The sequence below is a fragment of the Salinarchaeum sp. Harcht-Bsk1 genome, from assembly GCF_000403645.1.
Classification (GTDB): domain Archaea; phylum Halobacteriota; class Halobacteria; order Halobacteriales; family Salinarchaeaceae; genus Salinarchaeum.
The window spans coordinates 2,416,833-2,435,883 of the sequence record NC_021313.1 but is presented as its reverse complement, the minus strand read 5'-3'; the positions used below and the strand labels follow the sequence as shown (position 1 = coordinate 2,435,883).

The window sequence follows — 19,051 nt, the reverse complement described above, 5'->3', positions numbered from 1 at the left end:
GGCGTCACCTCCGCTGACCACGTCGACCACGACGTGGCTCTTCGTCTTCGAGAGCGGTCGACACTCTGCAATCTTGACCGTATCGCCCTCCTCGATACCCTCGAGGACGCCCGGCACGTGGGCCGGGATCCGGGAGCGACGCTTCATGAGCCGGTCGTACTTCTCGACCGGGACGTCGTACTCCCGCTGGACGACGACGGTCCGATCCATGTCCGTCGAGACGACCTCCCCTTCGAGGACCTGACCCCGAACGGAGAGTTCGCCGTGGAACGGACACGTCTCGTAGTCGTAGTCCTCCGGGTTCTCTGGCTCCGGAGGCGCTGATACGTCTAATCCTATCGCCATGTGGAATCACTCCGTGTCTCCGTCCGCTCCGCAGGATGCGCGTGGAGCCGCGCTCCATCCACCGTAACGTGGGCCGCGCTCTCGCCGGCCGCCGCGGAGTCGGCGGCCAGTTTGAACGCAGTCCCCGACCCCTTGCGGGCGCCCTCGTTGGGCGAGCTCGCGCCGTCGGCAGCTTCATCTGTGAGCACGAATTCGAACGTCGTTCCACGCTTTGGGACCTGACGAACCCGCGTCTCCCCGCCGGCGGCCCCCTCGCGGTGGCCGCGGATCGAGAGCGTCGACGTCGTCTCGGCGACGACGCGACCAGCGATACCGGTCATGCCGGAATCGCTGGCGTCGGCTACCCGGACGGGCAGACCGACCAGCTCGTGTCGGGGAAGCGACGCGGGCGTCAGGCTCATTCGTCGAGGTCTCCCTCCTCTCGCTGAATCGTCTTGATCCGGGCGACTGCGCGCCGGAGCTCCTTGATGCGGCCAGGGTTCTCCGGTGCACCACCCGCTGCCTGGACGGCCTTGGCGTTGAGCAGCTCCGTCTGGAGCTCCTCGAGCTCGGCCTCCCGCTCGGCGGGCGTCATGTCCCGAACCTCGACGGGGTGAATCTCGGTCATTCCTCGTCACCCTCCTCGTCGGCGTCGTCAGCGTCGGCCTTCTCGGCCTCGTCGTCCGCTTCGGTGTCCTCGTCGTCGGATTCGGCCTCGTCGGCCTCCTCCATCTCCTCGACGAGCTCCTCGGCCGCTGCCTCGGTCTCCTCGTCCAGGTCTTCCTCGACGGACTCCTCGAGTTCCTCGAGCTCCTCGGCGACGTCGTCGTCATCCGGGATCTCGGGGTCCTCGAACTCCTCGCCCTCGACGACTTCTTCGGGGAGGTCAGCCTCACCCGTCGCCTCGTCGGCGTCGGCGGCTGCGTCCTCGAGTTCCTCGAGGTCCTCGTCGTCGGGCTCCTCGAGCAGTTCCTCGACGCCTGCCTCGGCCTCCTCTGGCTCGAGGCTCTCCGTCGAAGCGCCCTCGGCGATCTCGAAGTCGTCGGGCAGCTCCGCGCCCGGCGGGATGATCTTGACCGTCACGCCGATCGTGCCGAGCTTCATGACGGCGACGCCCTGGCCGTGGTCGACGACCTCCTCGGCGGGCTCGCCGTTGTGCTTGATGTAGCCGTCGGAGAACTTCTCGACGCGGCCACGTGCGCCCGTGACCTTCCCCGACAGGACGATCTCCGCACCGAGCGCGCCCGCGTCCATGATCCGCTCGAGCGTCGTGTGGCCGGCCTTGCGGAAGTACCAGCCGCGCTCGAGGGCGTTCGCGAGGCGGTCGGCGACGATCCGGGCGTTGAGGTCCGGTTCGTCGACCTCCTGCACGTCGATCTGGGGATCCTCGAGGTCGAACTCCTCCTCGAGAGTCGTGGTGATCGAACGGATGTTCTCACCGCCCTTGCCGATCACCATACCGGGCTTCTCGGCCTTGAGGACGATCTGGGTGCCCATCGGCGTCTTGGCGACGTCCATGCCGCCGTAGCCGGCGCGACCCAGTTCGTCGGCGAAGAACTCGTCGATCTGGCTCCGCTGGAGGCCGTCCTCGATGAACTGGTGTTCGTCCGCCATCAGGCGTCACCTCCGTCGTCCGTGCTCTCGGCGAGCACGATCTCGACGTCGACCTCCGGCGAGTTCCAGGCGCCCGCCCGCCCCATCGCGCGGGGCTTGCGACCCTGGGTCTCGCCGACCTTGTGGGAGGCGACGTGGACGATTTCCATCGTCTCGCCGTCGAATCCCTGGTGTTCGGCGTTCGCGATCGCGTTCTCGAGCAGGTCGAGGAAGCCCTCGCTGGCCTTCTCCGGGTAGCGGCCGGCGTCCCAGCCGTCGATGTCGGATCGGTGTCCGACGCCGCTGTTGTGCTCCCGGAAGGGGACCGACTGCTCGCCGGCCACGACGTCCTCGAGGTACGCAACCGCGTCCTCGGCCGTCTGGCCCTTGATCTCGCGGGCGATCGCCTTGCTGTGCTTCTGGCTCATCTGGCGCTCCCGGAGCATCGCTTTCGCCGTCGTGTCCGGGTCCGCGTCCACGCTGTAGCTGATTCCCATCCTGTCACCTCACTTGAGTGGTACGAACTTCGAGGACCGGGTGGCACCGATGCCTGCCTGGCCGTGCTCGACCTTGCCCCGGGTCTGCTGGAACTCGCCCAGGTAGTGACCGAGCATCTCGGGTTCGACGTCGACGCGCTCGAAGTCCTGACCGTCGTGGACGGCGAACGTGAGGTTCACCATCTCGGGCAGGATCGGCATGTCGCGCAGGTGCGTCCGGAGCGGCGACTGGGCCGTCTCCTCGGGCTCGGCCTCGCGGGCGTCCTCGAGGAGCTTCTGCTTCTCGGGGGAGAGCCCGCGCTCGATACTTCGCCGCTGGCGTGCGGGGAGCAGTTCCGCGACGTCCTCGACGCTCATGTCCTGCAGCTCGTCGAGCGTGTGGCCACGGAAGGTGAACTCGCCCTCGTGACCGGTTCTGTAACCTGATTCACTCATTCGTCACCACCTCGTCCCGTCCGACGAGACGCGATGTCGCCGACCTTGCGGCCCGGCGGTGCGTCCCGGGAGACGCTCTTCGGGCGCCCCGGGTGCTGTCGTCCGCCGCCACCGAACGGGTGGTCGACGGCGTTCATCGCGACGCCACGGACCCGCGGCCAGGTCATCGCGCGCGATTTGACCTTGTGGTACTTGTTGCCGGCCTTGACCATCGGCTTCTCCGTCCGGCCACCGCCCGCGACCACGCCGATCGTGGCGCGGCAGTCGGGGTCGAGGCGCTTGACCTCGCCACTCGGTAGCTGGACGACCGTAACGGATCGATCGTGCGTGACCACGCGTGCGCTCACGCCGCTGGCGCGCGCGAAGGTCCCGCCGTCGCCCGGGTTGGACTCGACGTTACAGACCGGCACGCCCTCCGGGATCTCCGCCAGGGGCAGCGTGTTGCCGGGCTCGATCGACGCCGAAATGCCGACCTGAATCTGGTCGCCGACGCCGACGCCCTCCGGCGCGAGGACGAGGCGCTGGTCGCCGTCCTCGAACTGGACCTGGGCGATCGGCGCGGAGCGGGCCGGGTCGTGTTCGATGTCGACGACCTCGCCGCTGACCAGGTCGTCGTCTTCGTTCTTCTTGTGCTGCTTGTCGGACTTGTAGCGGTGGGAGGGCGCTCGGAAGACCGAGCCGCCGCGTCCTCGCCGCTGTCCACGGATGCGTCGTCCCATTGTTAGAACACCCCGATGCGGGAGGCGACCTCGTCGGCGTCATAGTCCTCGCCGAGTTCGACGATCGCCTTCTTGTATCCCTTCATCGTCACGTGGGCGTTGACCGACGTGACCTCGACTTCGAACTGCTCCTCGACGGCCTCGGCAATCTCGGGCTTCGCGGCGTCGGTGCGAACCGCGAACTGGAGCTTGTTCTCGAAGTCCATGTCGTTCATCGCCTTCTCGGTGACGAGCGGATGCTTGATCACTGCCTTCCCGGAGTTCGCGCTCATCGCATCTCACCTCCTGTGAGATCGATGAGGTCGTCGCGCGTCTCGCGTGCGACGGAACTCATCGCTCGCTCACCTCCTCGAGTGCGGCCTCGGTGTACACCGTGAGCCGACCGGCGTGCGTGCCGGGTGCGAGGTCCTCGGCGTTGACCTCCGCGGCGGTTGCCACGTCGGCGCCCGCGAGATTGCGGGCCGCCTTCGAGGGACCGGCCTCGCTGGAGGTCACGAAGAGGATCGACTTGGGTTCCTGCGTCCGGCGGCCACGGGTCGTCCCCTGGCCGGCGCGGATCGAGCGACCCTCGTCGGCGCGCTCGACGTCGGCGTCGAGGCCCGTCGCCTCCAGGAAAGAAACGACCTCCTGGGTCTTGACGAGGTCCTCGAACTCGTCGTCGACGACGATCGGGGTCTCGAGTTCGTCGTCGAACTCGTGACCGCGCTCGCGCACGCGTTCGGCGTCCGCGGTGGCCGCGATGGCCGAGCGGATCGCCGCCTGGCGCTCCTTGTCGTTGACGTCGAGACCGCGATCTTTCTCCGCCTTCGGCGGGTGTGCGCTACGGCCACCGACGGTCTGGGGCACGCGGCGGGCCACCCCGTTCTGCTGGGGAACGTGAGCCATGCCGCGGCCACTACCCTGGGACTCCGCGGGCGTGCGGAGACCAGCGTAGTCGTCGGCACCGTAGTCCTGCGTCCGGTTTGCCTGTGCGGCGAGGACGGCGCGCTTGATGAGGTCGGGCCGGTAGTCGGCGTCGAACACCGACGGAAGGTCGACCTCGCCCGCGGCCTCGCCATCCAGGTCGTGTACTGTCGTCATTGATTATCCCTGGTTGGATGCCGTCGAGACGTGGCGCACCTCGGGGTCGAGGCGCGGCTGGTCTCCGGGGCGGACTGCCGGCCGGAAGCGGAGGAGCCGCTTGTCCGGACCGGGCAGCGAGCCCTTGACCAGTGCGTAATTGCCCTCGACCTCGCCGTAGTTGACGAAGCCGCCCTCGGGCGTGACCTCGTCGTCGCCGGCGTCGACGAGGCGCTTGTTCAGTTCGGTTCGCTGGTGGTACCCCGTCTGTCCCTGCTGGGGGACCGTCGAGCGAACGCGGGAAGGGTTCCACGGGCCGAGGTTGCCGATGCGTCGGCGCCACCCCTGGCGTGCGTGCTTGCCCTTCCGCTTCTGGACGCCCCAGCGCTTTACGGGGCCCTGGGTGCCCTTGCCCTTCGTGACGCCCGCGACGTCGAGGTACTCGCCGGCGCGGAAGACGTCGGTCATCGAGTGCTCGCCGCCCTCGGTGACCAGGTCGACGCCGTGGTCGACGCGGTCGGCGATCGAACCGCCGCCGATCCGCGTCTCCATCACGTCGGGGGTCGTCCGGGGGACGCCTTCGAGTTCGTCAGGGGAGGTGTGAGTGATCGCTCGCAGCTCACTGATCTCACCGTTTTCGGCGAGCTCGCGAAGCTCCTCGGCCTGGGCCTCGAAGTCGTGGCCCTCGGGGACGTCGAGCGCCCGCTCGAGTTCGGGGCGCGCGTCGTCGGTCCAGACCTCCGTCGTCGGACGGAGTCCGTATGGTGTGTCCTCGTACGCTCGCAGCGCGACCGCGTACATCGGCGGCGTCTCCACGACGGTGACCGGAACAGTCTCCTCCATCCCTTCGCGGGGGGAGCCAGACTGGTCGTTGATCACCACGACGTGGGACATGCCCGCCTTGTACCCGGCGAAGCCCTGCAGCGTCGGCTGTCCGTCGGCGTCCGGCCACGAGTTGAAGCGCGGGACCTCCGAGGCCGCGCGCTTGCGTGGACCGAACCCCATCGAGCCTTTGCGTGGTCGGCTGGGTTGTGGCATTGTGTCACTCCGTGAGCGTGCAGGTAGCGAGCGACGCGAACAGAGCCTCCTCCGTTCGCACCGTCTCACTGCCTTGGTTCGGGATCGTGTTGAGCCAGCAGTCGAACCCACCCGGCGTGGGGTCGACGTCCGCGTCGCCTGACGACTCGATCGCGCGACGAAGCGCACTCGGTGAGTCGTCGACCGAATCGGCGTCGACGTCGAGGATCTCCGGAAGCCCCCGCTCGGGCGCCCCCAGCGCGAGGGTGAGCCCCTCGGTTTGGAGATGTCCGACGAGGTCCGTCAGTCGGGTCGCGGTCAGCGGCGTCCCGTGGCGGGACGCGGCGATGCGACACGTGTTCCGGGAGTCCTCGATGGCCGTCGGCAGGTCCGCGCGATCAACCTCGAAGCCCGGGAGGGGCTCGTCGACGATCTTGGCGCGGACCGGTCGTCGCGAAGAGACCCTGACGGTCACACGCTCCCCCTCGCCGATGTCCCGTTCGTGGGGAACCGGCAGGGAGATCGGGTGTTGCACGCCGCAATTGACCCGTACGCGCCCATCAGGTCCGACCTCGGTCACGATACCCTGTCTCAACGACCCCGGACCGCTCGATCCGGAGCCGGTCCGTGAAGAGGCGTGGAGCGGCGGCAGGACGCCCGCGTACTCCAGTTCGTCCCGTTCCCCCCAGGCCTCCTTTCGGAGGTACGGGGGCGTTGCGGCGTACCGCAACACGGTGCGAACGAACCCGCCGTCCATCGAGCCGGTCTCGCCCGCCGGGTCGTCGAAGACGACCAGGCGATCCACCCGGTAGATCGTCGCCGCGCGGGCGACGTAGCCGAGCTTGCGAGTTGCCTCGCGTTTGTCCTCGGCTTCCCGGGCGAGGGACGACGGCACGAGTACGCTGACGTGCATGCCGTGACGCTTCCACGCCTCGCCACTAGACTGTAGCGATGTCTTCCTGATCCGGTATTAAAAGGGTGCCGCTTCCGATTTGGCGTGCGGCGGCGTCACACGGCTCGCATCGGGCAAATGGGAGTAGTTGGCGAATAGCCAGCTGCCAATCGAATAACGAACGGGCGGGAAAACCATCTTTACAAAGGCGCGAATGGGCTGGAATATGAGCGAGACGGAGCCGGCGGATACGAACGTGACCGAGCGGCAGGTTCCCCACGGCAGCGTGGTCGTGTTCGTGGGCATCGCGCTGCTCGCCCCGCCGATTGCTGGTATCATGGTAGCCGTCCACCCGTTTATCTGGTTCGCGGTGGGTCTGGGACTGATCGTCGGCGGCGCGTCGATGGACAGCACGCGGACGGTCACCGTCTCCGAGGAATCCCCCCGGATCAACTGCGAGAACTGTGGCGCCCGAGTTCCCGGTGACGAGCCTGTTTGTGAGTACTGCGACGAGCCGCTTCCGACGTCGACGGGCTATCAGCAGACCCTCGACGAGTGGGCGACCGAAACGGCGTGAGGAACCCAGACACACTCGGCTACCCTCGCAGGATGTACCGTCCGGACCCCCACTCTGCCACTCGGACTCCCAGCAAGCGGGAATGCGGCGGGAGGCTTTGAGCGTCGAACCCGAAGTGAGAGCGAATGACCACCGCAGACGCGCGGAGCCCGAGGTCTCCCGCCGTCGCACGCACGTTCACCGACCAGCGGGACCGCACGATACACCTCCGGCAATACGAGCGGGGGCTGGACCCGCTCGAAGACTTCTACGAGTACTTCGACGACGAGTCGCGCGCTCAGGGAATTCCGCCTCGATCCGCGCCACGGCGGAGCGCCTGGATCGAGGACCTCCTCGAAGGACACAACGTCGTCGCCTGGCACGAGGAACCGGAGGACGCACCGGATGCGACCGAGCGGATCGTCGGTCACGCGGTGCTCGTTCCCTACGGCGACGCCGAGGCCGAACTCGCGATCTTCGTCCGGCCGGACTACCAGTCCGCCGGCATCGGAACCGAACTCGTTCGGAGTCTCCTGGCGCTGGGCCGGTCGGAGGGCGTGGAGCGCGTCACGCTCGTCGTCGAACCGTCGAACACGATCGCCGTCAGCCTCTACCGGACGGTCGGCTTCTCGGTGACGGACAAGCACCGCGGCGAGTTCCAGATGGCCCGCGAACTGTAGCTGCGTACCTCTCCCTCAGGGCACCAGTTCGACGACGTCGCGGAGCGTCTCGTCCGGGTCGCCGGTCGCCGAGAACTCCGCGCCCACGTAGCCGTCGTAGCCGAGTTCGTCCAGCGCCGTGAGAATCCGCTCCATCGCCAGTTCCCCGGTCCCCGGCTCGTTGCGGCCAGGTGCGTCGGCGAAGTGGACGTGCTCGACGTGGTCGATCGTGGATTCGAACGTCGGGACGACGTTGCCGTGTTCGCGTTGCTGGTGGTAGACGTCGAGCAGGAAGCCGACGTTCGGCGAGTCCACCGCCTCCGCGATCGAGTAGGCCTCGCCGGGATCGGTGAGGAAGTACCCCGGGTGGTCGTCGACGGCGTTCAGGACCTCCGGGACGACCGTCACGCCAGCGTCCTCCGCGGCGGGAGCGACCGACCGGAACGTCTCGACGATCGCGCTCCGCTGCTCGTGGCGGGGCACCGTCGGCTGGCGCTGCCCGACGACGGCGAGGCAGTTCCGGGCGTCAGCGGCCGCCGCAGCCTCGATCGACGATTCGAGTTCCGCGATAGACTGCTCGACGCTCCCGGGATCGACGATCGCCGGCGCGACGTTGTCGATGCCCACGGTCTCGCCGCTGGCCTGCAGGACCGCGACGTCGATGCCGTGATCGGCAGCGTGATCGCGAGCCTCCTCGGGGGATAGCTCGCCGAGGTCGAGGATCTCGATGGCGTCCGCGCCCGCCGCGGCGACGCGTTCGATCTGCTCGGCGGTCGACGCCTCGGGGAAGAAGCCCCAGGGCACGACGGAGAGGTTCACTGGTCGGCCTCCCCGGCGTCGGTTCCGTCGTCGATCGCTGCGGGCTGGACCCGTCCGTCAGCGTCCAGCGCCTCGTTCGCGGCCATCGTGAGCGCGAACGTGTCGAAGGCGTCGTCGTACGTGGAGCGGATGGGAGACGGGTCGCCCGCAGCGACCGCCTCGACGAACGCGTCGACCTCGACGGCGTAGGGATTGACGTCGAAGGACTCCTCGATGTCCTCGCCGTCGACCGTGCCGGTGATCTCCTCCTCGGTGATCCGGAGCGTCGCGCCGTCGGCGACGACCTCGAGGTGTGCGTCGTGGTCCTCGGCGGCACAGGTCGTCGAGACGTGGCTGATCGCGCCGGACTCGTGCTCCATCGTGACGGACGTCGAATCCGCGAAGTCGACGGCGTCCACGAGGCGGTGAGAGCCTGCGCCCGAAACGGCCTCGACGTCACCAGCGAGCAGGCGCACGGTGTCGTAGACGTGCGTGGCCTGCTCGACGATCTGTCCGCCCGATTTTTCGAACTCGCGCCACCAGTGGCCGTCGTCGCCGGGGACGCCGCCCCACCAGCGGCCCTCGATGGTGGCGACTGTACGGCCGTCGAGGAGTTCCTGGGCGCGCTCGACGCCCCGGGAGTAGCGCCAGTCGTAGCCGACGCCGGCGAGCACGTCCGCGGCATCGATCGCCTGGTGGATCTCCCGCGCCCGATCGACCGAGAGTGCGAGGGGCTTCTCGACGAACAGGTCGATCCCGCGCTCGGCCGCAGCGATCTCGGCGGGGCCGTGCGCGAACGGCGGGATGCAGACGAAGACCGCGTCGAGGTCCTCGCCGTCGTAGAGCTTCTCGTGGTCGGTGTAGGCCGTCGCGTCGAAGCGCTCGGCGGCCTCGCTGGCTGCAGCCTGGTTGACGTCGCAGATGCCCGCGACCTCGACGTCGTCCCGTGCCTCGACGATGTCGAAGTGCTGCCACTCCGCGATGCCGCCGGCGCCGACGAAGCCGATGGTGACTGTCATCGATTGGGGATCCTGCGTGCTGACCCATGAACGGTCGGGCCGGCGAGCGGGTTGCCGGCATCCCCGGAGACATCGACCTGGAACCGCCGCGGGCGTCGAATCGCTTCCAGCCTCGCTCGCTGTTGCCTGGGTGCCCGTCGCCGGTCCTGGTCGATCGTTCCGGTCGACGAGACCAGAACGATTTTGTCTGTACCGTGGTGACGCGGCACGTAATGGTCGATCCGAACGGCCCGCTCGCGTGGGGATTCTTCGTCCTCGCGGCACTGTTCCTCTTCGCCGTGATGGGTGTCGACCTGGTGAGCGTGGTGATCGTCGGCCTGTTCACGCTTGGAGCGATGGGGTACTACGGCAGGGATGGTAGCTAGACCGCCGGTAGCAGGGAACCGGCGATCGAATCGGGGCCTTTCTCGACCGCACCACGAAACCCCTATCCCCGCCGGGGCGTATTCTCGGTACATGACGCTGGAGGATCTGGAAGCCGATGTGCAGGCCACATACGACGCGCTGAACGAGGACCTCGAACTGGCGCTCGACGAGGAGACGCGCCGCGAGCTGACGATGCTCCAGACCGTTCTCGACGCCGAGGACGCCGACGAGATCGTCAAGCGCGCGGTCCACCTCTTCTTCCAGTCCACCGTCGAGACGGGCCGGCTCGACTTCCACCTCCGGAGCACCTACGACGTGACCTACGACGAGTACCTCTCGGGCATGACCTACGACGAGATGACCGGGGCGGGCCAGTTCCCCCAGCCCGCGGAGAACGACGATCGACGCTACCAGTTCTGAAGCCCGTGCACTGCGGGGAGTTCAGTGCTCCCTGACGCCCCTGACTGCCTGCACGGCGTCCGCGAACGTATCGACGCCCATCGACACCTCCCGCTCCCGGACGTCCAGCGGCGGCAGAAACCGGATCGTACTGTAGCCACAGCCCAGGAGCAGGAGGCCGCGCTCGAAACACTCGCGGACGATCGCGTCGCGGCGTTCCTTCTCGTCGAACTCCACCGCGAGCATGAGGCCGCGGCCGCGGACGTCGACGGCACCCGGCAGGTCGGCGTCGGCGAGCAGGTCGAGGAACTGCTCGCCCCGGGCGGTCGCGTTCGCGAGGAGATTCTCCTCCTCGATGACGTCCAGCGTCAGCACGCCCTGGAGCGAGGCGAGCACGTCGCCGGCGCCCCACGTCGAAGAGAGTCGGCCCTCCGTCTCGGGGAACGTGTCCGAGTCCGCGATCGTCGCACCGACCCGGAGCGCCTTCGCAGAGGCGATCACGTCGGGCTCGATGGGGCCGTGGTCGACCGCCCAGAAATCGCCAGTCCGGCCGATGCCCGACTGGATCTCGTCGACGACGATCGGGATGTCGTGGAGCGCGGCGAGGTCGGACAGCTCTTCGAGGAACGGGTCGGAGGGGATGCGGTAGCCGCCCTCGCCCTGAATGGGTTCGACGATAATGTAAGCGACTTCGTCGGCCGGCAGGTGGCCAGCGTTCGGATCCAGTTTGCGACGGAGGACGGACGAGTCGCCACCGTCGACGAAGAAGCCGCAGTCGCAGGTCCCAGGATCGGTTCCGGCGTCGTCGCAGTACGGAGCGTCGACGATGCCGCCGACGTCCGGAAACGTGTGGCGGTGGACTTGCTTCGAACGGTTGAGCGAGAGTGCACCGAGGGTGCGGCCGTGGAAGGCACCCTCGAACGTGATCCCGCGCCGACCGCCGGTGTCGTCGTAGCAGATCTTGATCGCGTTCTCGACCGCCTCGGCGCCGGAGTTCGAGAGGAAGACGGTATCGAGCCCGTAGTCTGAAGACCGGTCGGCGAGGCGATCCTGGAGCTGGGTGGGACCGGGGAACTCGGGCTCCGCTGGCCCTCCCTCGCCACCTGCGACGTAGAAGTCCTGGCCAGCGATCTTCGCAGGGTCGGGAACGTCGAACGCGTCGAGTTTCTCGCGGATGCGGCGGTTCTCGTAGCCCAGTGGCGCGGCGCCGACGTGACTGGTGAAATCCAAGAGCACGTTGCCGTCGACGTCCGTACAGAAGGGGCCAGCGGCGGGCGCCGTGTGGTCCCAGACGAACTCGTAGACGTGCGTCGAGGGGGCAGCGTGTTCGTGGTGTGCCTCGACCCAGCGGCTCGCTCGTGCTCCCGGCACGCTCCTCACCGACGGCTCCGCGCTGGCGCGGTCCATGCCAGATGTTTACGGACGATCGTGAAAAATCCGGGGACAAGCGCCGCGACACTCCTGTACAGATCCGTCGATTAGAGCACGACGAACAGCGTCGCGACGGCGGCGACGACGAGCAAGATCGCGGAGCGGATCGCGACCTCGCGGGCGAACCGATGATCGCCGCCGAGCGCAGTGAGCCCGACCTTCACGACGATGGAGGCACCGGACGCGAGCAAGATACCGATCGTTGCAGTACTCGCGTCGATGGTTCCGGAGCGGTAGAGGATCACCGCCGAGGTCGCGGCACCGCCGGAGGACACGAAACCGGTGGCGGCCGTCGCGGCGTAGAAGCCGAGCTGGCCGAGTTCCTGCTCGGCGATGGAGCCGGCGACGAGGACGACCGCGAAGACGGCGCCGAAGCCGACGACGTTCCTGACCGAAAAGGGACTCTCGAGGTCGAACTCGACTGGTTCGGACCACTCGGCGGACCGTGCGGCGAGCAGGCCAGCAGCGAGGACGATCGCGACGAGCGGCACGGCGACGTCCACGAGCAGTCCCCGCCCGATGGTGAACGTGAGTGCGATCGCGAGGTTCCGGATCGCCATCGCGGCGACGGCGAGGAGAATCGCCGCGACGGCGTAGCCGCTGGCGTCCGGCCGCTGCCGGACGTAATCGACCATCGTTCCCACGACGGCCGTCGAGGACGCGAGGCCGCCCACGAAGCCGGTCATCGCGACGCCCCGGCCGCCGTAGGTCGTCACGATCGCGTAGTTGCCGATGCCGATGGCGGCGACCGTGACGACCATCGCCCACGCGACCCGAGGTTCGAGCGAGACGGTGACCGACTGGACGGCGAGTTCGACGGTCCCGGTCGGAAGGAGCGGATAGATCACGAACGCCAGGATCGCGAACTCCGAAACGGAGCGGAGTTCTGGGCGAGAGAGTCCACCCGCGAACGAGTGGAGTTCGCGCTTCTCGAGGAGGAGCAGTGACGTCACGACCGTGACCGCGACGCCCTCCAGGACGAACTCTGCGGCGACGAGCGCGCCAACCGCGTACGCGACGAACAGGGCGACCCACGTCGTCAGGGAGAGACCGCGATCCGGATCGAGCAGCCCCTGGATCGAGAGCATGGCGCCCTGGGCCAGTGCGAGGACGGCACCTAGCGCCAGCAGCCACGGTTCCTCGAGGAGCAGGAGCGACGCTCCCAGGAGACTGGTCAACGCAAACGTCCGGACGCCAGCAGCTTTCTCCGACCACTCGCGCTCGAGGCCCAGGAAGAGTCCGAGCGCCGCTGCGAGCACCAGCCGGACGACCGGCTCCTCGAGCGGGGCTCTCCCGAGCTGGAGGGCGATCGACACCCGCGGAAATTGGAGAGGCGGCTACTTAATCGTGGGCGTCGGGTGCGGCGTGCAGATCAGCTATCCACGAAGTAGCGACAGGAGCCGTACCGAAAACGCAACGCTATCGAGCGGGTCTGAGGCCCCCGGAGCTGACCCGCGGAAATCGTCCGAAGTCGCTGGCAGCGCGATCAGAGGTCGACGTACTGGTCCTCCCACTCGCGGCGCGCCTCGATCTCGCGCTTGCCGCGGCTGGTGAGCATGTAGTAGTTCGTCCGGCGGTCGAGCTGTCCCTTCTCTACGAGTCCCTTGTCGACGAGCGTGTCGAGGTTCGGGTAGAGCCGTCCGTGGTGGATCTCCTTCTCGTAGTAGTCTTCGAGTTCGTCCTTGATGGCGAGGCCGTGGGGCTCCTCCTTGCCCGCGATGGTGTAGAGGAGATCGCGCTGGAATCCTGTCAGATCGTACATGAGGCGAGTTCGGGAGCAGCTTATTGTCGGAATTAAATAAGTATATCGGCTTTCGACGGATCCGGGAGCGTACTGGCGTAATTCGGGCGACGCAACCGCCATATACGGCGTTCTATCACGAGTACGGTCAGCGTCAGACGTCCATCAGGATTCCGGCACTTCCGGAATCGTTTCCGGCACGCTGTCCCGTCGATTCGTGCCATCAGCGACCGATCAGGTGCGGGTCGGTCGGTCGATCGTGACACGTCCCGGAGTGAGGGAGCGGTGTGCGACAGAAGGTCGTGTGCACCGCCGTCGGGGCTCCGGGACCCATCACGATCGTCGACATCCACGTATTTGCAAAGGGAGTCGGAACTGCCAGCGGAAACCGGATCTGCAAACGGGAGTCGGAACAGTCAGTGAACGCTCGCACGTCGCAGCCGCTCGTCGGTATCGTACAACAGAAAGCAGGAAACGGCCGGACGAAAAATCCGGCCGTTTGCCGCCCTGAATTGGTCCCCGCTGACGCTTCGGCCCTCCAAGCGAAGCGTCACCTGAGGCAAATTGCCGTTCCCCCTTAAACGTATCGAAGTTATCAGTCCCGATACCGAGGACACGATGTCCAAAATTGGCAGACAGACCGGCGACGAACCGAGTACTGGTGGCTTAGATGTGCTCTTCCTCGAGTACCCACCCCAGGGCTCGCTTGTAGTGGGTGAAGAGCTCTCGCACGCCCTCGTGGCGCATGTCCTCGTCTTCGAGTTGCTCTGCCAGATACTCGTACTGCTCGCGGACTTCGTCCTCGGAGCGCATGGTACAACCCAGGCCCTCCAGTCCCGTCAGTTCCCCGAAAGTGAGCCCTGCTCTGCGGCGCGAGTCCCGAGTCCCACTGTCGACGGATCGGCGAGCACGACGATTCCAGGCGAACTGGTCTCGACCATGACCCCGAAACACACGCGACGGGCATAGCAATTCTGGCCCATCGAGATGCATCCCCGGCGACGATCGGGAGGCGGCCATCTCGTGCGTGGACCGATCGAACCGACAGTGAGTATTCGACCCCGGAACCGAGCAGCGGGAGTGTCCCTTTTGTCGCTCCAGGGTCTACCCGAACGCAGATGGCAGGAGAATTCGGGCTCGTGGAGCCAGACGCCGTCGACGAAGTCGGCGACGAGTGGCCCGAACTCGACGTCTCGGACACCGAGGCCGACCGCATCGCACGCGAACGGGACCGGGAGTTCGACGAGTTCCGCAAACGCATCCGCGACGCCGACCAGTTCAAGGTCGAGGCCTCGGTCTTCGACGACGCGACCTTCGCCGCGCTCTACAAACTGGTCCAGGACGGATACATCGCGGCGTTCGGCGGGCCGCTCTCGACGGGCAAGGAAGCCAACGTCTACGAGGCGCTCGCCGGCGACCGGGCCCGAAACGTCCTGGCCGGTGAGGACGTATCCGCGACCACCCGGACCGCGGGCGAAATCGAGGGATCGGCTCGACAGCGCGGACGCAGTGGCGAGGACCCCGCCGACGAACTCGCGGTCGCCGTCAAGGTCTACCGGATCAACGCCTCGAACTTCCGGGACATGCGCGAGTACCTCGTCGGCGACCCGCGCTTCGAGGAACTCGGCGACAAGCAGAAGATCGTTCTCGCGTGGACGCGCAAGGAACTCTCGAACCTCGAACGGGCCCGCAAAGCAGGCGTCCGGGTCCCCACGCCCATCGCCGCCGAACGCAACGTGCTCGTGATGGAGTTCGTCGGCGCTGCCGGCGAGCGCGGGCGCCGCCTCGACGAGGTCCACGTCGAAAATCCCGAGACGGCCTACGAGGTCGTCCGCGAGTACGTCCGCCGGCTCTACGACGCCGGCCTCGTCCACGGCGACCTCTCGGAGTACAACCTGCTCGTCCACGACGGCGAACTGGTCGTCATCGACGTCGGGCAGGCAGTAACGATCCACCACCCCAACGCCGACGAGTTCCTCGATCGGGACTGCGAGAACGTCGCAGCATTCTTCGCCCGGCAAGGGGTCGACGCTGACGGCGACGAACTCGCTGCGTGGGTCCGGGAGAACGCCGAGCCGGCGAACTGAATCGGGAGCGGAAAGACGAACGACGGAGAGATAGAGAGGCAAAGTGACAGCGAGTCAGCGAGACAGAGAGCAGAGAGGTAGAGTGAAAGAGCCAGAGAGGCAGGGAGCACACCACGAATCATGTACCTCGTCGAGATCAAGTCGTCCGCGCGGCGCCACAACGCCGCCGTCGGTGAGACGATCAACCGCGAGGGCGCGCGCCACGAGTTCGAGGATCGCGAGGCCGCCGACGAGTGGGCGCGCGACCTCTCCGCCGACGGCGAACACACCGTCTGGGTCCAGGACGCGCCGCCCCACGCCGACGGGCTCGTCGACGGGTACCTGATGAGCCGTGGATCGGTCCGAGTGGCGGTGGCACCGTTCGAGAGCCAGCAACGGGAGCTCTCCGCGATCGACGATCGGCGCTGAGGGACGGGGCACGGCCTCGCTACGCCGTCACCGGTCCATGCCCGCACCATTTTTCGTCCTGCCGCTTGCTGGCAGAATCTGCCATAATCGTTAATTGGCTGTTCGCGCAATCGCTTCCTACTCAATGCCGGATTCCGTCCCGTCGACCGGTCGACGCGCGTTTCTCGGGGCAGTCGGCGGCGGAGGACTCGCTACGGTTGCGGGGCGTCTGGACGCCGAGTGGCACCGAGCCGCCGCTGCCGACGAGCCCCTCGACGTCGTCGTGCGCTTCGAGGGCATCGACGACCCACGGTCGATCGAGGAGAACGCAGTATCGCGACTCAAACAGCATGCCGGCGCGTCCCACGACAACTTCCGTCGGTTCGCCGCGACCACGGCAGGAATCGAGATACGCCGCGAGTTCTGGCTCGCAGACGCAGTCCTCGCGCGGGTCGATCCCGGCGTCGTCACGCTCGAAGCGATCGCAGCAGTCGACGCCGTCAGCGAGATTCGTCCAAACGACGCGACGTCGATGACTGAGGGCGCGATTGATCGAGATTCGGCCGTCGGCAGCGACCTGCCTCGGGCCAAGGACCGAACTGACGGCGCCCGCCGCAGGACCGGGAGAGCGAAGAGCGCGACGACCGCCGGCAGTGCGCGGATCGGCCAGCAGGGCGACGGCGCAGGGCCCTCCTACGGCCTCGAGCAGATACACGCCCCAACGGTCTGGGACTTCTACGGTGCCCGCGGCGAGGGCGTCGACGTCGCAGTGCTCGATTCCGGCGTCGATCCGGAGGGCCACGAGGGGATCCAGTCTGCACTCGATCGCGGCGGCTGGATGGAGTTCGACGACGGCGGGGAGCGCGTGGAGAGTGATCCCTACGATCCGAACGGGCACGGGACCGGAACCAGTGGGCTCGTGGTAGGGGATACGACGGACGACGGCGTTCAGTACGGCGTCGCACCAGCGGCCGCACTCTACCACGCGAAGGTGGTTGGCGAGGACGGGCTGGCCTTCGCACCGATCGTCGCGGGGCTGGAGTGGGCCATCGAGCAGGGCGTCGACGTGGTCTCGATGAGCCTCGGTCCGCTGTCGTACCCCGCACAGCTGGTCGAGCCCCTCGAGAACGCCAGGGCAAGTGGCGTGCTCGTCGTCGGGGCAGTCGGGAACGCCGGTCACTACACCAGCGCCAGCCCCGGAAACATGCCCACCGTCGTCGGCGTCGGCGCGGTCGATCGGGACGGGACCGTCACCGACTTCTCGGGCGGCGAGCGGATCCTGACCGACCGATACTGGGGCGGAGCAGCCCCGGACGGCTGGCCAGACGAGTACACCGTCCCCGACGTCACCGCCGCGGGGGTCGAGGTCCCGAGCGCTGAGCCCGGAGGGAGCTACTCAGGGGCGGGCGGGGCGAGCGCCGCAGCACCCCAGGTCGCCGGCGCAGCAGCGCTGGCGCTTTCGGCCGCCAGAGCGGCCGACGCCGACGGCGTTGGCGTCGAGGACCTGGAGCGAGCCCTCGTCGACGCGGCGGTGCACCCGGACCGGGACGATCCCTTCGCCGTGGATCCGGGCGAGGACGACCGCTACGGAGCCGGCGTCGCCAGCGCGCTGTTCGCCGCGACGGAGCTCGTCGCCGGCCACACGATCACCGGCACCGTCTATCGACCCGACGGGTCGCCGATGCCCGGCGCACTGGTCGGCGCCGAGGTCGGGCGGCGGACGAGGACCGACGCCGAGGGGCGCTTCGAGCTAACCCTGCCTGCCGGTGAGCAGCCGATCGGTGCGGGCGCCATCGGGTACGAGGTCGACGCCACGATGCTCGACCCGGCGTCGACCAACGAGGTCGAGTTCACGCCCACCCCCGCCGACGGGCCAGCGGTGGGACTGACCGAGGCGCCGCCGGACCGGATCGAGGCTGGCGGGGCCGCGACGGCGACGTTCACCGCCGCGAACGTCGAGTTCGCAACCGTCGATGTGACGACGGAAGGGCTGCTCCAGCGAGCGGACCTCGGACTGCGCGTGAACGGGAAATCGGCCCAGTTCGGGGAGCCAGTGGAGGTCGACGCAGTCGATCGGACCCCCGAGTTCACCGTCACGATCGAGGTCCCCGAGGGGGCACGGGTCGGTTCGGTCACGGCCGACCTCGCCGTTTCGAGGAACGGGGAGGACCGGTTCGGCGAGCTTCCGACGGTACGGGTCCATTCGGATCCCCTCCGCGTCGGCGAGCGGGTCCCGTCGATCCAGGCACCCGTCGACCTCGTCGCGCCGGGCACGACGATCGAACTCGGCGACGCGACGTTCTCCGGGTCCGGCGGTGACGGCCCGAGCACCCTGAGACTGAACAAGCCAGTGTCGTTGGTCGCCGCTACAGATGCATCGCCCCGGATCGAGATCGACGGCGCGTCGGACCGCCCGGGAATCTACGTCGGCGCGAACGACGTCGAGATAGACGGCGTCACGATCGATGCACCGGGCGCGTCAGCCGGGGTGCAGATCGGCACCGAACCGCAAAATCGCGAGACGGACGCGCCTTCGGCGGCGACGATCCGGAACGGCACGGTCCGTGGCGGGGACACCGGCGTCGACGTTCGGGTCGCGCCAGCGGCCGTCGTCGAGGCGAACGACGTGACCGGCGAGACCGTCGGCATCTCGATCATCGGCCCAGGAGCCACGATCGTCCGCGGGAACGACGTCCACGACGTCGAGACGGGGCTCGCGCTCGACGGTCTGGCGAGGGAAGTCGCCGACAACCGGTTCCGCGGAATCGGAGGCACGGCGATCCGCGTCGGGACCCCACAGTCGAGACTGGATCAGCTCGACGCCGAACCGGGCCCGATTCGGAACAACGTCGTCGAGGGGGCAGCGATCGGGATCGAAGTGACCGACGGGGCAGCTGTCGGCGATATCTCTGGCAACGAGTTCCGCGAAGTCGAATCGGAGATCGTGGGCCTCGACGGCGCTGGCTCGGTCGAGGAGGACTCGGCGTGGCACCTCGTGCTCTACGGCGCCACTGGGCTCTCGCTGGTCGCACTGCTCGTCCCGTACGCCAGACGACGGATTACGAGGTGACC

At 67.8% G+C, this 19,051-nt stretch carries 23 protein-coding genes and 1 pseudogene; 7 read left to right on the top strand and 17 right to left on the bottom strand.

Annotated elements, in window-relative coordinates:
* The 11 genes and pseudogenes from L593_RS11140 to L593_RS11090 form a co-directional block, all read right to left on the bottom strand.
* Positions 1-345 (bottom strand): annotated as a pseudogene (locus L593_RS11140) (30S ribosomal protein S17); the annotation flags it as partial.
* A complete protein-coding gene (locus tag L593_RS11135) occupies positions 336-746 on the bottom strand; it encodes a ribonuclease P protein component 1 (RefSeq protein ID WP_020447068.1) in 411 nt (136 codons plus the stop codon). The gene L593_RS11135 and the pseudogene L593_RS11140, both read right to left, overlap by 10 nt.
* The gene (gene rpmC / locus L593_RS11130) at positions 743-952 is read right to left on the bottom strand and encodes a 50S ribosomal protein L29 (protein WP_020447067.1); all 210 of its coding nucleotides are present in this window, start codon (positions 950-952) and stop codon (positions 743-745) included. The genes L593_RS11135 and rpmC overlap by 4 nt, the downstream gene beginning before the upstream one ends.
* Positions 949-1,938, bottom strand: a complete 990-nt coding sequence (locus tag L593_RS11125) for a 30S ribosomal protein S3 (RefSeq protein WP_020447066.1) — start codon at positions 1,936-1,938, stop codon at positions 949-951. Before L593_RS11125 ends, rpmC begins: the two co-directional genes overlap by 4 nt.
* Positions 1,938-2,414: a 50S ribosomal protein L22 gene (locus L593_RS11120; protein ID WP_020447065.1), complete on the bottom strand. Its 477-nt coding sequence runs from the start codon at positions 2,412-2,414 to the stop codon at positions 1,938-1,940. The genes L593_RS11125 and L593_RS11120 overlap by 1 nt, the downstream gene beginning before the upstream one ends.
* Before the next feature lie 9 nt (positions 2,415-2,423).
* Positions 2,424-2,849, bottom strand: a complete 426-nt coding sequence (locus L593_RS11115) for a 30S ribosomal protein S19 (RefSeq protein WP_020447064.1) — start codon at positions 2,847-2,849, stop codon at positions 2,424-2,426.
* Positions 2,846-3,568, bottom strand: a complete 723-nt coding sequence (locus L593_RS11110) for a 50S ribosomal protein L2 (protein ID WP_020447063.1) — start codon at positions 3,566-3,568, stop codon at positions 2,846-2,848. Before L593_RS11110 ends, L593_RS11115 begins: the two co-directional genes overlap by 4 nt.
* A gap of 2 nt (positions 3,569-3,570) precedes the next feature.
* Complete coding sequence (locus tag L593_RS11105; protein WP_020447062.1) at positions 3,571-3,840, bottom strand: 50S ribosomal protein L23; 270 nt, start codon at positions 3,838-3,840, stop codon at positions 3,571-3,573.
* A gap of 58 nt (positions 3,841-3,898) precedes the next feature.
* Positions 3,899-4,648 (bottom strand): 50S ribosomal protein L4, encoded by a 750-nt coding sequence (rpl4p, locus tag L593_RS11100; protein WP_020447061.1) that lies wholly within the window; start codon positions 4,646-4,648, stop codon positions 3,899-3,901.
* A gap of 3 nt (positions 4,649-4,651) precedes the next feature.
* On the bottom strand, positions 4,652-5,665 hold the full coding sequence (locus L593_RS11095) for a 50S ribosomal protein L3 (protein WP_020447060.1): 1,014 nt from the start codon (positions 5,663-5,665) through the stop codon (positions 4,652-4,654).
* A gap of 4 nt (positions 5,666-5,669) precedes the next feature.
* On the bottom strand, positions 5,670-6,557 hold the full coding sequence (locus tag L593_RS11090) for a putative RNA uridine N3 methyltransferase (RefSeq protein WP_020447059.1): 888 nt from the start codon (positions 6,555-6,557) through the stop codon (positions 5,670-5,672).
* Between the two features lie 205 nt (positions 6,558-6,762).
* Here L593_RS11090 and L593_RS11085 point away from each other — a divergent pair, with 205 nt between their 5' ends.
* Positions 6,763-7,113, top strand: a complete 351-nt coding sequence (locus L593_RS11085; protein ID WP_020447058.1) for a hypothetical protein — start codon at positions 6,763-6,765, stop codon at positions 7,111-7,113.
* 125 nt (positions 7,114-7,238) lie between these two features.
* The gene (locus L593_RS11080) at positions 7,239-7,772 is read left to right on the top strand and encodes an N-acetyltransferase (protein WP_020447057.1); all 534 of its coding nucleotides are present in this window, start codon (positions 7,239-7,241) and stop codon (positions 7,770-7,772) included.
* A gap of 15 nt (positions 7,773-7,787) precedes the next feature.
* Here the strand turns inward: L593_RS11080 and L593_RS11075 are convergent, their stop codons facing one another.
* Together L593_RS11075 and L593_RS11070 are read right to left on the bottom strand one after the other, a co-directional pair.
* Complete coding sequence (locus L593_RS11075) at positions 7,788-8,570, bottom strand: hydroxypyruvate isomerase family protein (RefSeq protein ID WP_020447056.1); 783 nt, start codon at positions 8,568-8,570, stop codon at positions 7,788-7,790.
* Complete coding sequence (locus L593_RS11070) at positions 8,567-9,568, bottom strand: Gfo/Idh/MocA family protein (protein ID WP_020447055.1); 1,002 nt, start codon at positions 9,566-9,568, stop codon at positions 8,567-8,569. Before L593_RS11070 ends, L593_RS11075 begins: the two co-directional genes overlap by 4 nt.
* 212 nt (positions 9,569-9,780) lie before the next feature.
* On the opposite strand from L593_RS11070, the gene L593_RS16065 reads away from it, so the two are divergent.
* Together L593_RS16065 and L593_RS11065 are read left to right on the top strand one after the other, a co-directional pair.
* Positions 9,781-9,933 (top strand): hypothetical protein, encoded by a 153-nt coding sequence (locus L593_RS16065; RefSeq protein ID WP_187292619.1) that lies wholly within the window; start codon positions 9,781-9,783, stop codon positions 9,931-9,933.
* A 91-nt stretch (positions 9,934-10,024) separates the two neighbouring features.
* Positions 10,025-10,354, top strand: a complete 330-nt coding sequence (locus L593_RS11065) for a hypothetical protein (RefSeq protein ID WP_020447053.1) — start codon at positions 10,025-10,027, stop codon at positions 10,352-10,354.
* A 21-nt stretch (positions 10,355-10,375) separates the two neighbouring features.
* Here the strand turns inward: L593_RS11065 and L593_RS11060 are convergent, their stop codons facing one another.
* The 4 genes from L593_RS11060 to L593_RS16060 form a co-directional block, all read right to left on the bottom strand.
* Positions 10,376-11,740, bottom strand: a complete 1,365-nt coding sequence (locus L593_RS11060) for an aminotransferase class III-fold pyridoxal phosphate-dependent enzyme (RefSeq protein WP_020447052.1) — start codon at positions 11,738-11,740, stop codon at positions 10,376-10,378.
* Between the two features lie 71 nt (positions 11,741-11,811).
* Positions 11,812-13,080, bottom strand: coding sequence for an MgtC/SapB family protein (locus tag L593_RS11055; RefSeq protein ID WP_020447051.1), 1,269 nt, complete (start codon positions 13,078-13,080; stop codon positions 11,812-11,814).
* Positions 13,081-13,250: 170 nt separating this feature from the next.
* A complete protein-coding gene (locus tag L593_RS11050; protein ID WP_020447050.1) occupies positions 13,251-13,526 on the bottom strand; it encodes a PadR family transcriptional regulator in 276 nt (91 codons plus the stop codon).
* 645 nt (positions 13,527-14,171) lie between these two features.
* Complete coding sequence (locus tag L593_RS16060) at positions 14,172-14,318, bottom strand: hypothetical protein (protein WP_020447049.1); 147 nt, start codon at positions 14,316-14,318, stop codon at positions 14,172-14,174.
* Between the two features lie 305 nt (positions 14,319-14,623).
* On the opposite strand from L593_RS16060, the gene rio1 reads away from it, so the two are divergent.
* The 3 genes from rio1 to L593_RS11035 all read left to right on the top strand — a co-directional run bounded on the left by rio1 (position 14,624) and on the right by L593_RS11035 (position 19,049).
* Positions 14,624-15,592 carry a serine/threonine-protein kinase Rio1 gene (rio1, locus tag L593_RS11045; RefSeq protein ID WP_020447048.1) on the top strand — a complete coding sequence of 323 codons (969 nt, stop codon included), beginning with the start codon at positions 14,624-14,626 and terminating at the stop codon, positions 15,590-15,592.
* A gap of 120 nt (positions 15,593-15,712) precedes the next feature.
* Positions 15,713-16,000: a hypothetical protein gene (locus tag L593_RS11040; RefSeq protein ID WP_020447047.1), complete on the top strand. Its 288-nt coding sequence runs from the start codon at positions 15,713-15,715 to the stop codon at positions 15,998-16,000.
* A gap of 124 nt (positions 16,001-16,124) precedes the next feature.
* The gene (locus L593_RS11035) at positions 16,125-19,049 is read left to right on the top strand and encodes a S8 family serine peptidase (protein WP_020447046.1); all 2,925 of its coding nucleotides are present in this window, start codon (positions 16,125-16,127) and stop codon (positions 19,047-19,049) included.
* Positions 19,050-19,051 lie beyond the last annotated feature (2 nt).

Excerpts from the sequence above, each read along its gene's own strand:
- L593_RS11135 (WP_020447068.1), bottom strand. The coding sequence starts at position 746 with ATGAGCCTGACGCCCGCGTCGCTTCCCCGACACGAGCTGGTCGGTCTG.
- rpmC (WP_020447067.1), bottom strand. The coding sequence starts at position 952 with ATGACCGAGATTCACCCCGTCGAGGTTCGGGACATGACGCCCGCCGAG.
- L593_RS11125 (WP_020447066.1), bottom strand. The coding sequence starts at position 1,938 with ATGGCGGACGAACACCAGTTCATCGAGGACGGCCTCCAGCGGAGCCAG.
- L593_RS11120 (WP_020447065.1), bottom strand. The coding sequence starts at position 2,414 with ATGGGAATCAGCTACAGCGTGGACGCGGACCCGGACACGACGGCGAAA.
- L593_RS11115 (WP_020447064.1), bottom strand. The coding sequence starts at position 2,849 with ATGAGTGAATCAGGTTACAGAACCGGTCACGAGGGCGAGTTCACCTTC.
- L593_RS11110 (WP_020447063.1), bottom strand. The coding sequence starts at position 3,568 with ATGGGACGACGCATCCGTGGACAGCGGCGAGGACGCGGCGGCTCGGTC.
- L593_RS11105 (WP_020447062.1), bottom strand. The coding sequence starts at position 3,840 with ATGAGCGCGAACTCCGGGAAGGCAGTGATCAAGCATCCGCTCGTCACC.
- rpl4p (WP_020447061.1), bottom strand. The coding sequence starts at position 4,648 with ATGACGACAGTACACGACCTGGATGGCGAGGCCGCGGGCGAGGTCGAC.
- L593_RS11095 (WP_020447060.1), bottom strand. The coding sequence starts at position 5,665 with ATGCCACAACCCAGCCGACCACGCAAAGGCTCGATGGGGTTCGGTCCA.
- L593_RS11090 (WP_020447059.1), bottom strand. The coding sequence starts at position 6,557 with ATGCACGTCAGCGTACTCGTGCCGTCGTCCCTCGCCCGGGAAGCCGAG.
- L593_RS11085 (WP_020447058.1), top strand. The coding sequence starts at position 6,763 with ATGAGCGAGACGGAGCCGGCGGATACGAACGTGACCGAGCGGCAGGTT.
- L593_RS11080 (WP_020447057.1), top strand. The coding sequence starts at position 7,239 with ATGACCACCGCAGACGCGCGGAGCCCGAGGTCTCCCGCCGTCGCACGC.
- L593_RS11070 (WP_020447055.1), bottom strand. The coding sequence starts at position 9,568 with ATGACAGTCACCATCGGCTTCGTCGGCGCCGGCGGCATCGCGGAGTGG.
- L593_RS16065 (WP_187292619.1), top strand. The coding sequence starts at position 9,781 with ATGGTCGATCCGAACGGCCCGCTCGCGTGGGGATTCTTCGTCCTCGCG.
- L593_RS11065 (WP_020447053.1), top strand. The coding sequence starts at position 10,025 with ATGACGCTGGAGGATCTGGAAGCCGATGTGCAGGCCACATACGACGCG.
- L593_RS11060 (WP_020447052.1), bottom strand. The coding sequence starts at position 11,740 with ATGGACCGCGCCAGCGCGGAGCCGTCGGTGAGGAGCGTGCCGGGAGCA.
- L593_RS11050 (WP_020447050.1), bottom strand. The coding sequence starts at position 13,526 with ATGTACGATCTGACAGGATTCCAGCGCGATCTCCTCTACACCATCGCG.
- L593_RS16060 (WP_020447049.1), bottom strand. The coding sequence starts at position 14,318 with ATGCGCTCCGAGGACGAAGTCCGCGAGCAGTACGAGTATCTGGCAGAG.
- rio1 (WP_020447048.1), top strand. The coding sequence starts at position 14,624 with ATGGCAGGAGAATTCGGGCTCGTGGAGCCAGACGCCGTCGACGAAGTC.
- L593_RS11040 (WP_020447047.1), top strand. The coding sequence starts at position 15,713 with ATGTACCTCGTCGAGATCAAGTCGTCCGCGCGGCGCCACAACGCCGCC.
- L593_RS11035 (WP_020447046.1), top strand. The coding sequence starts at position 16,125 with ATGCCGGATTCCGTCCCGTCGACCGGTCGACGCGCGTTTCTCGGGGCA.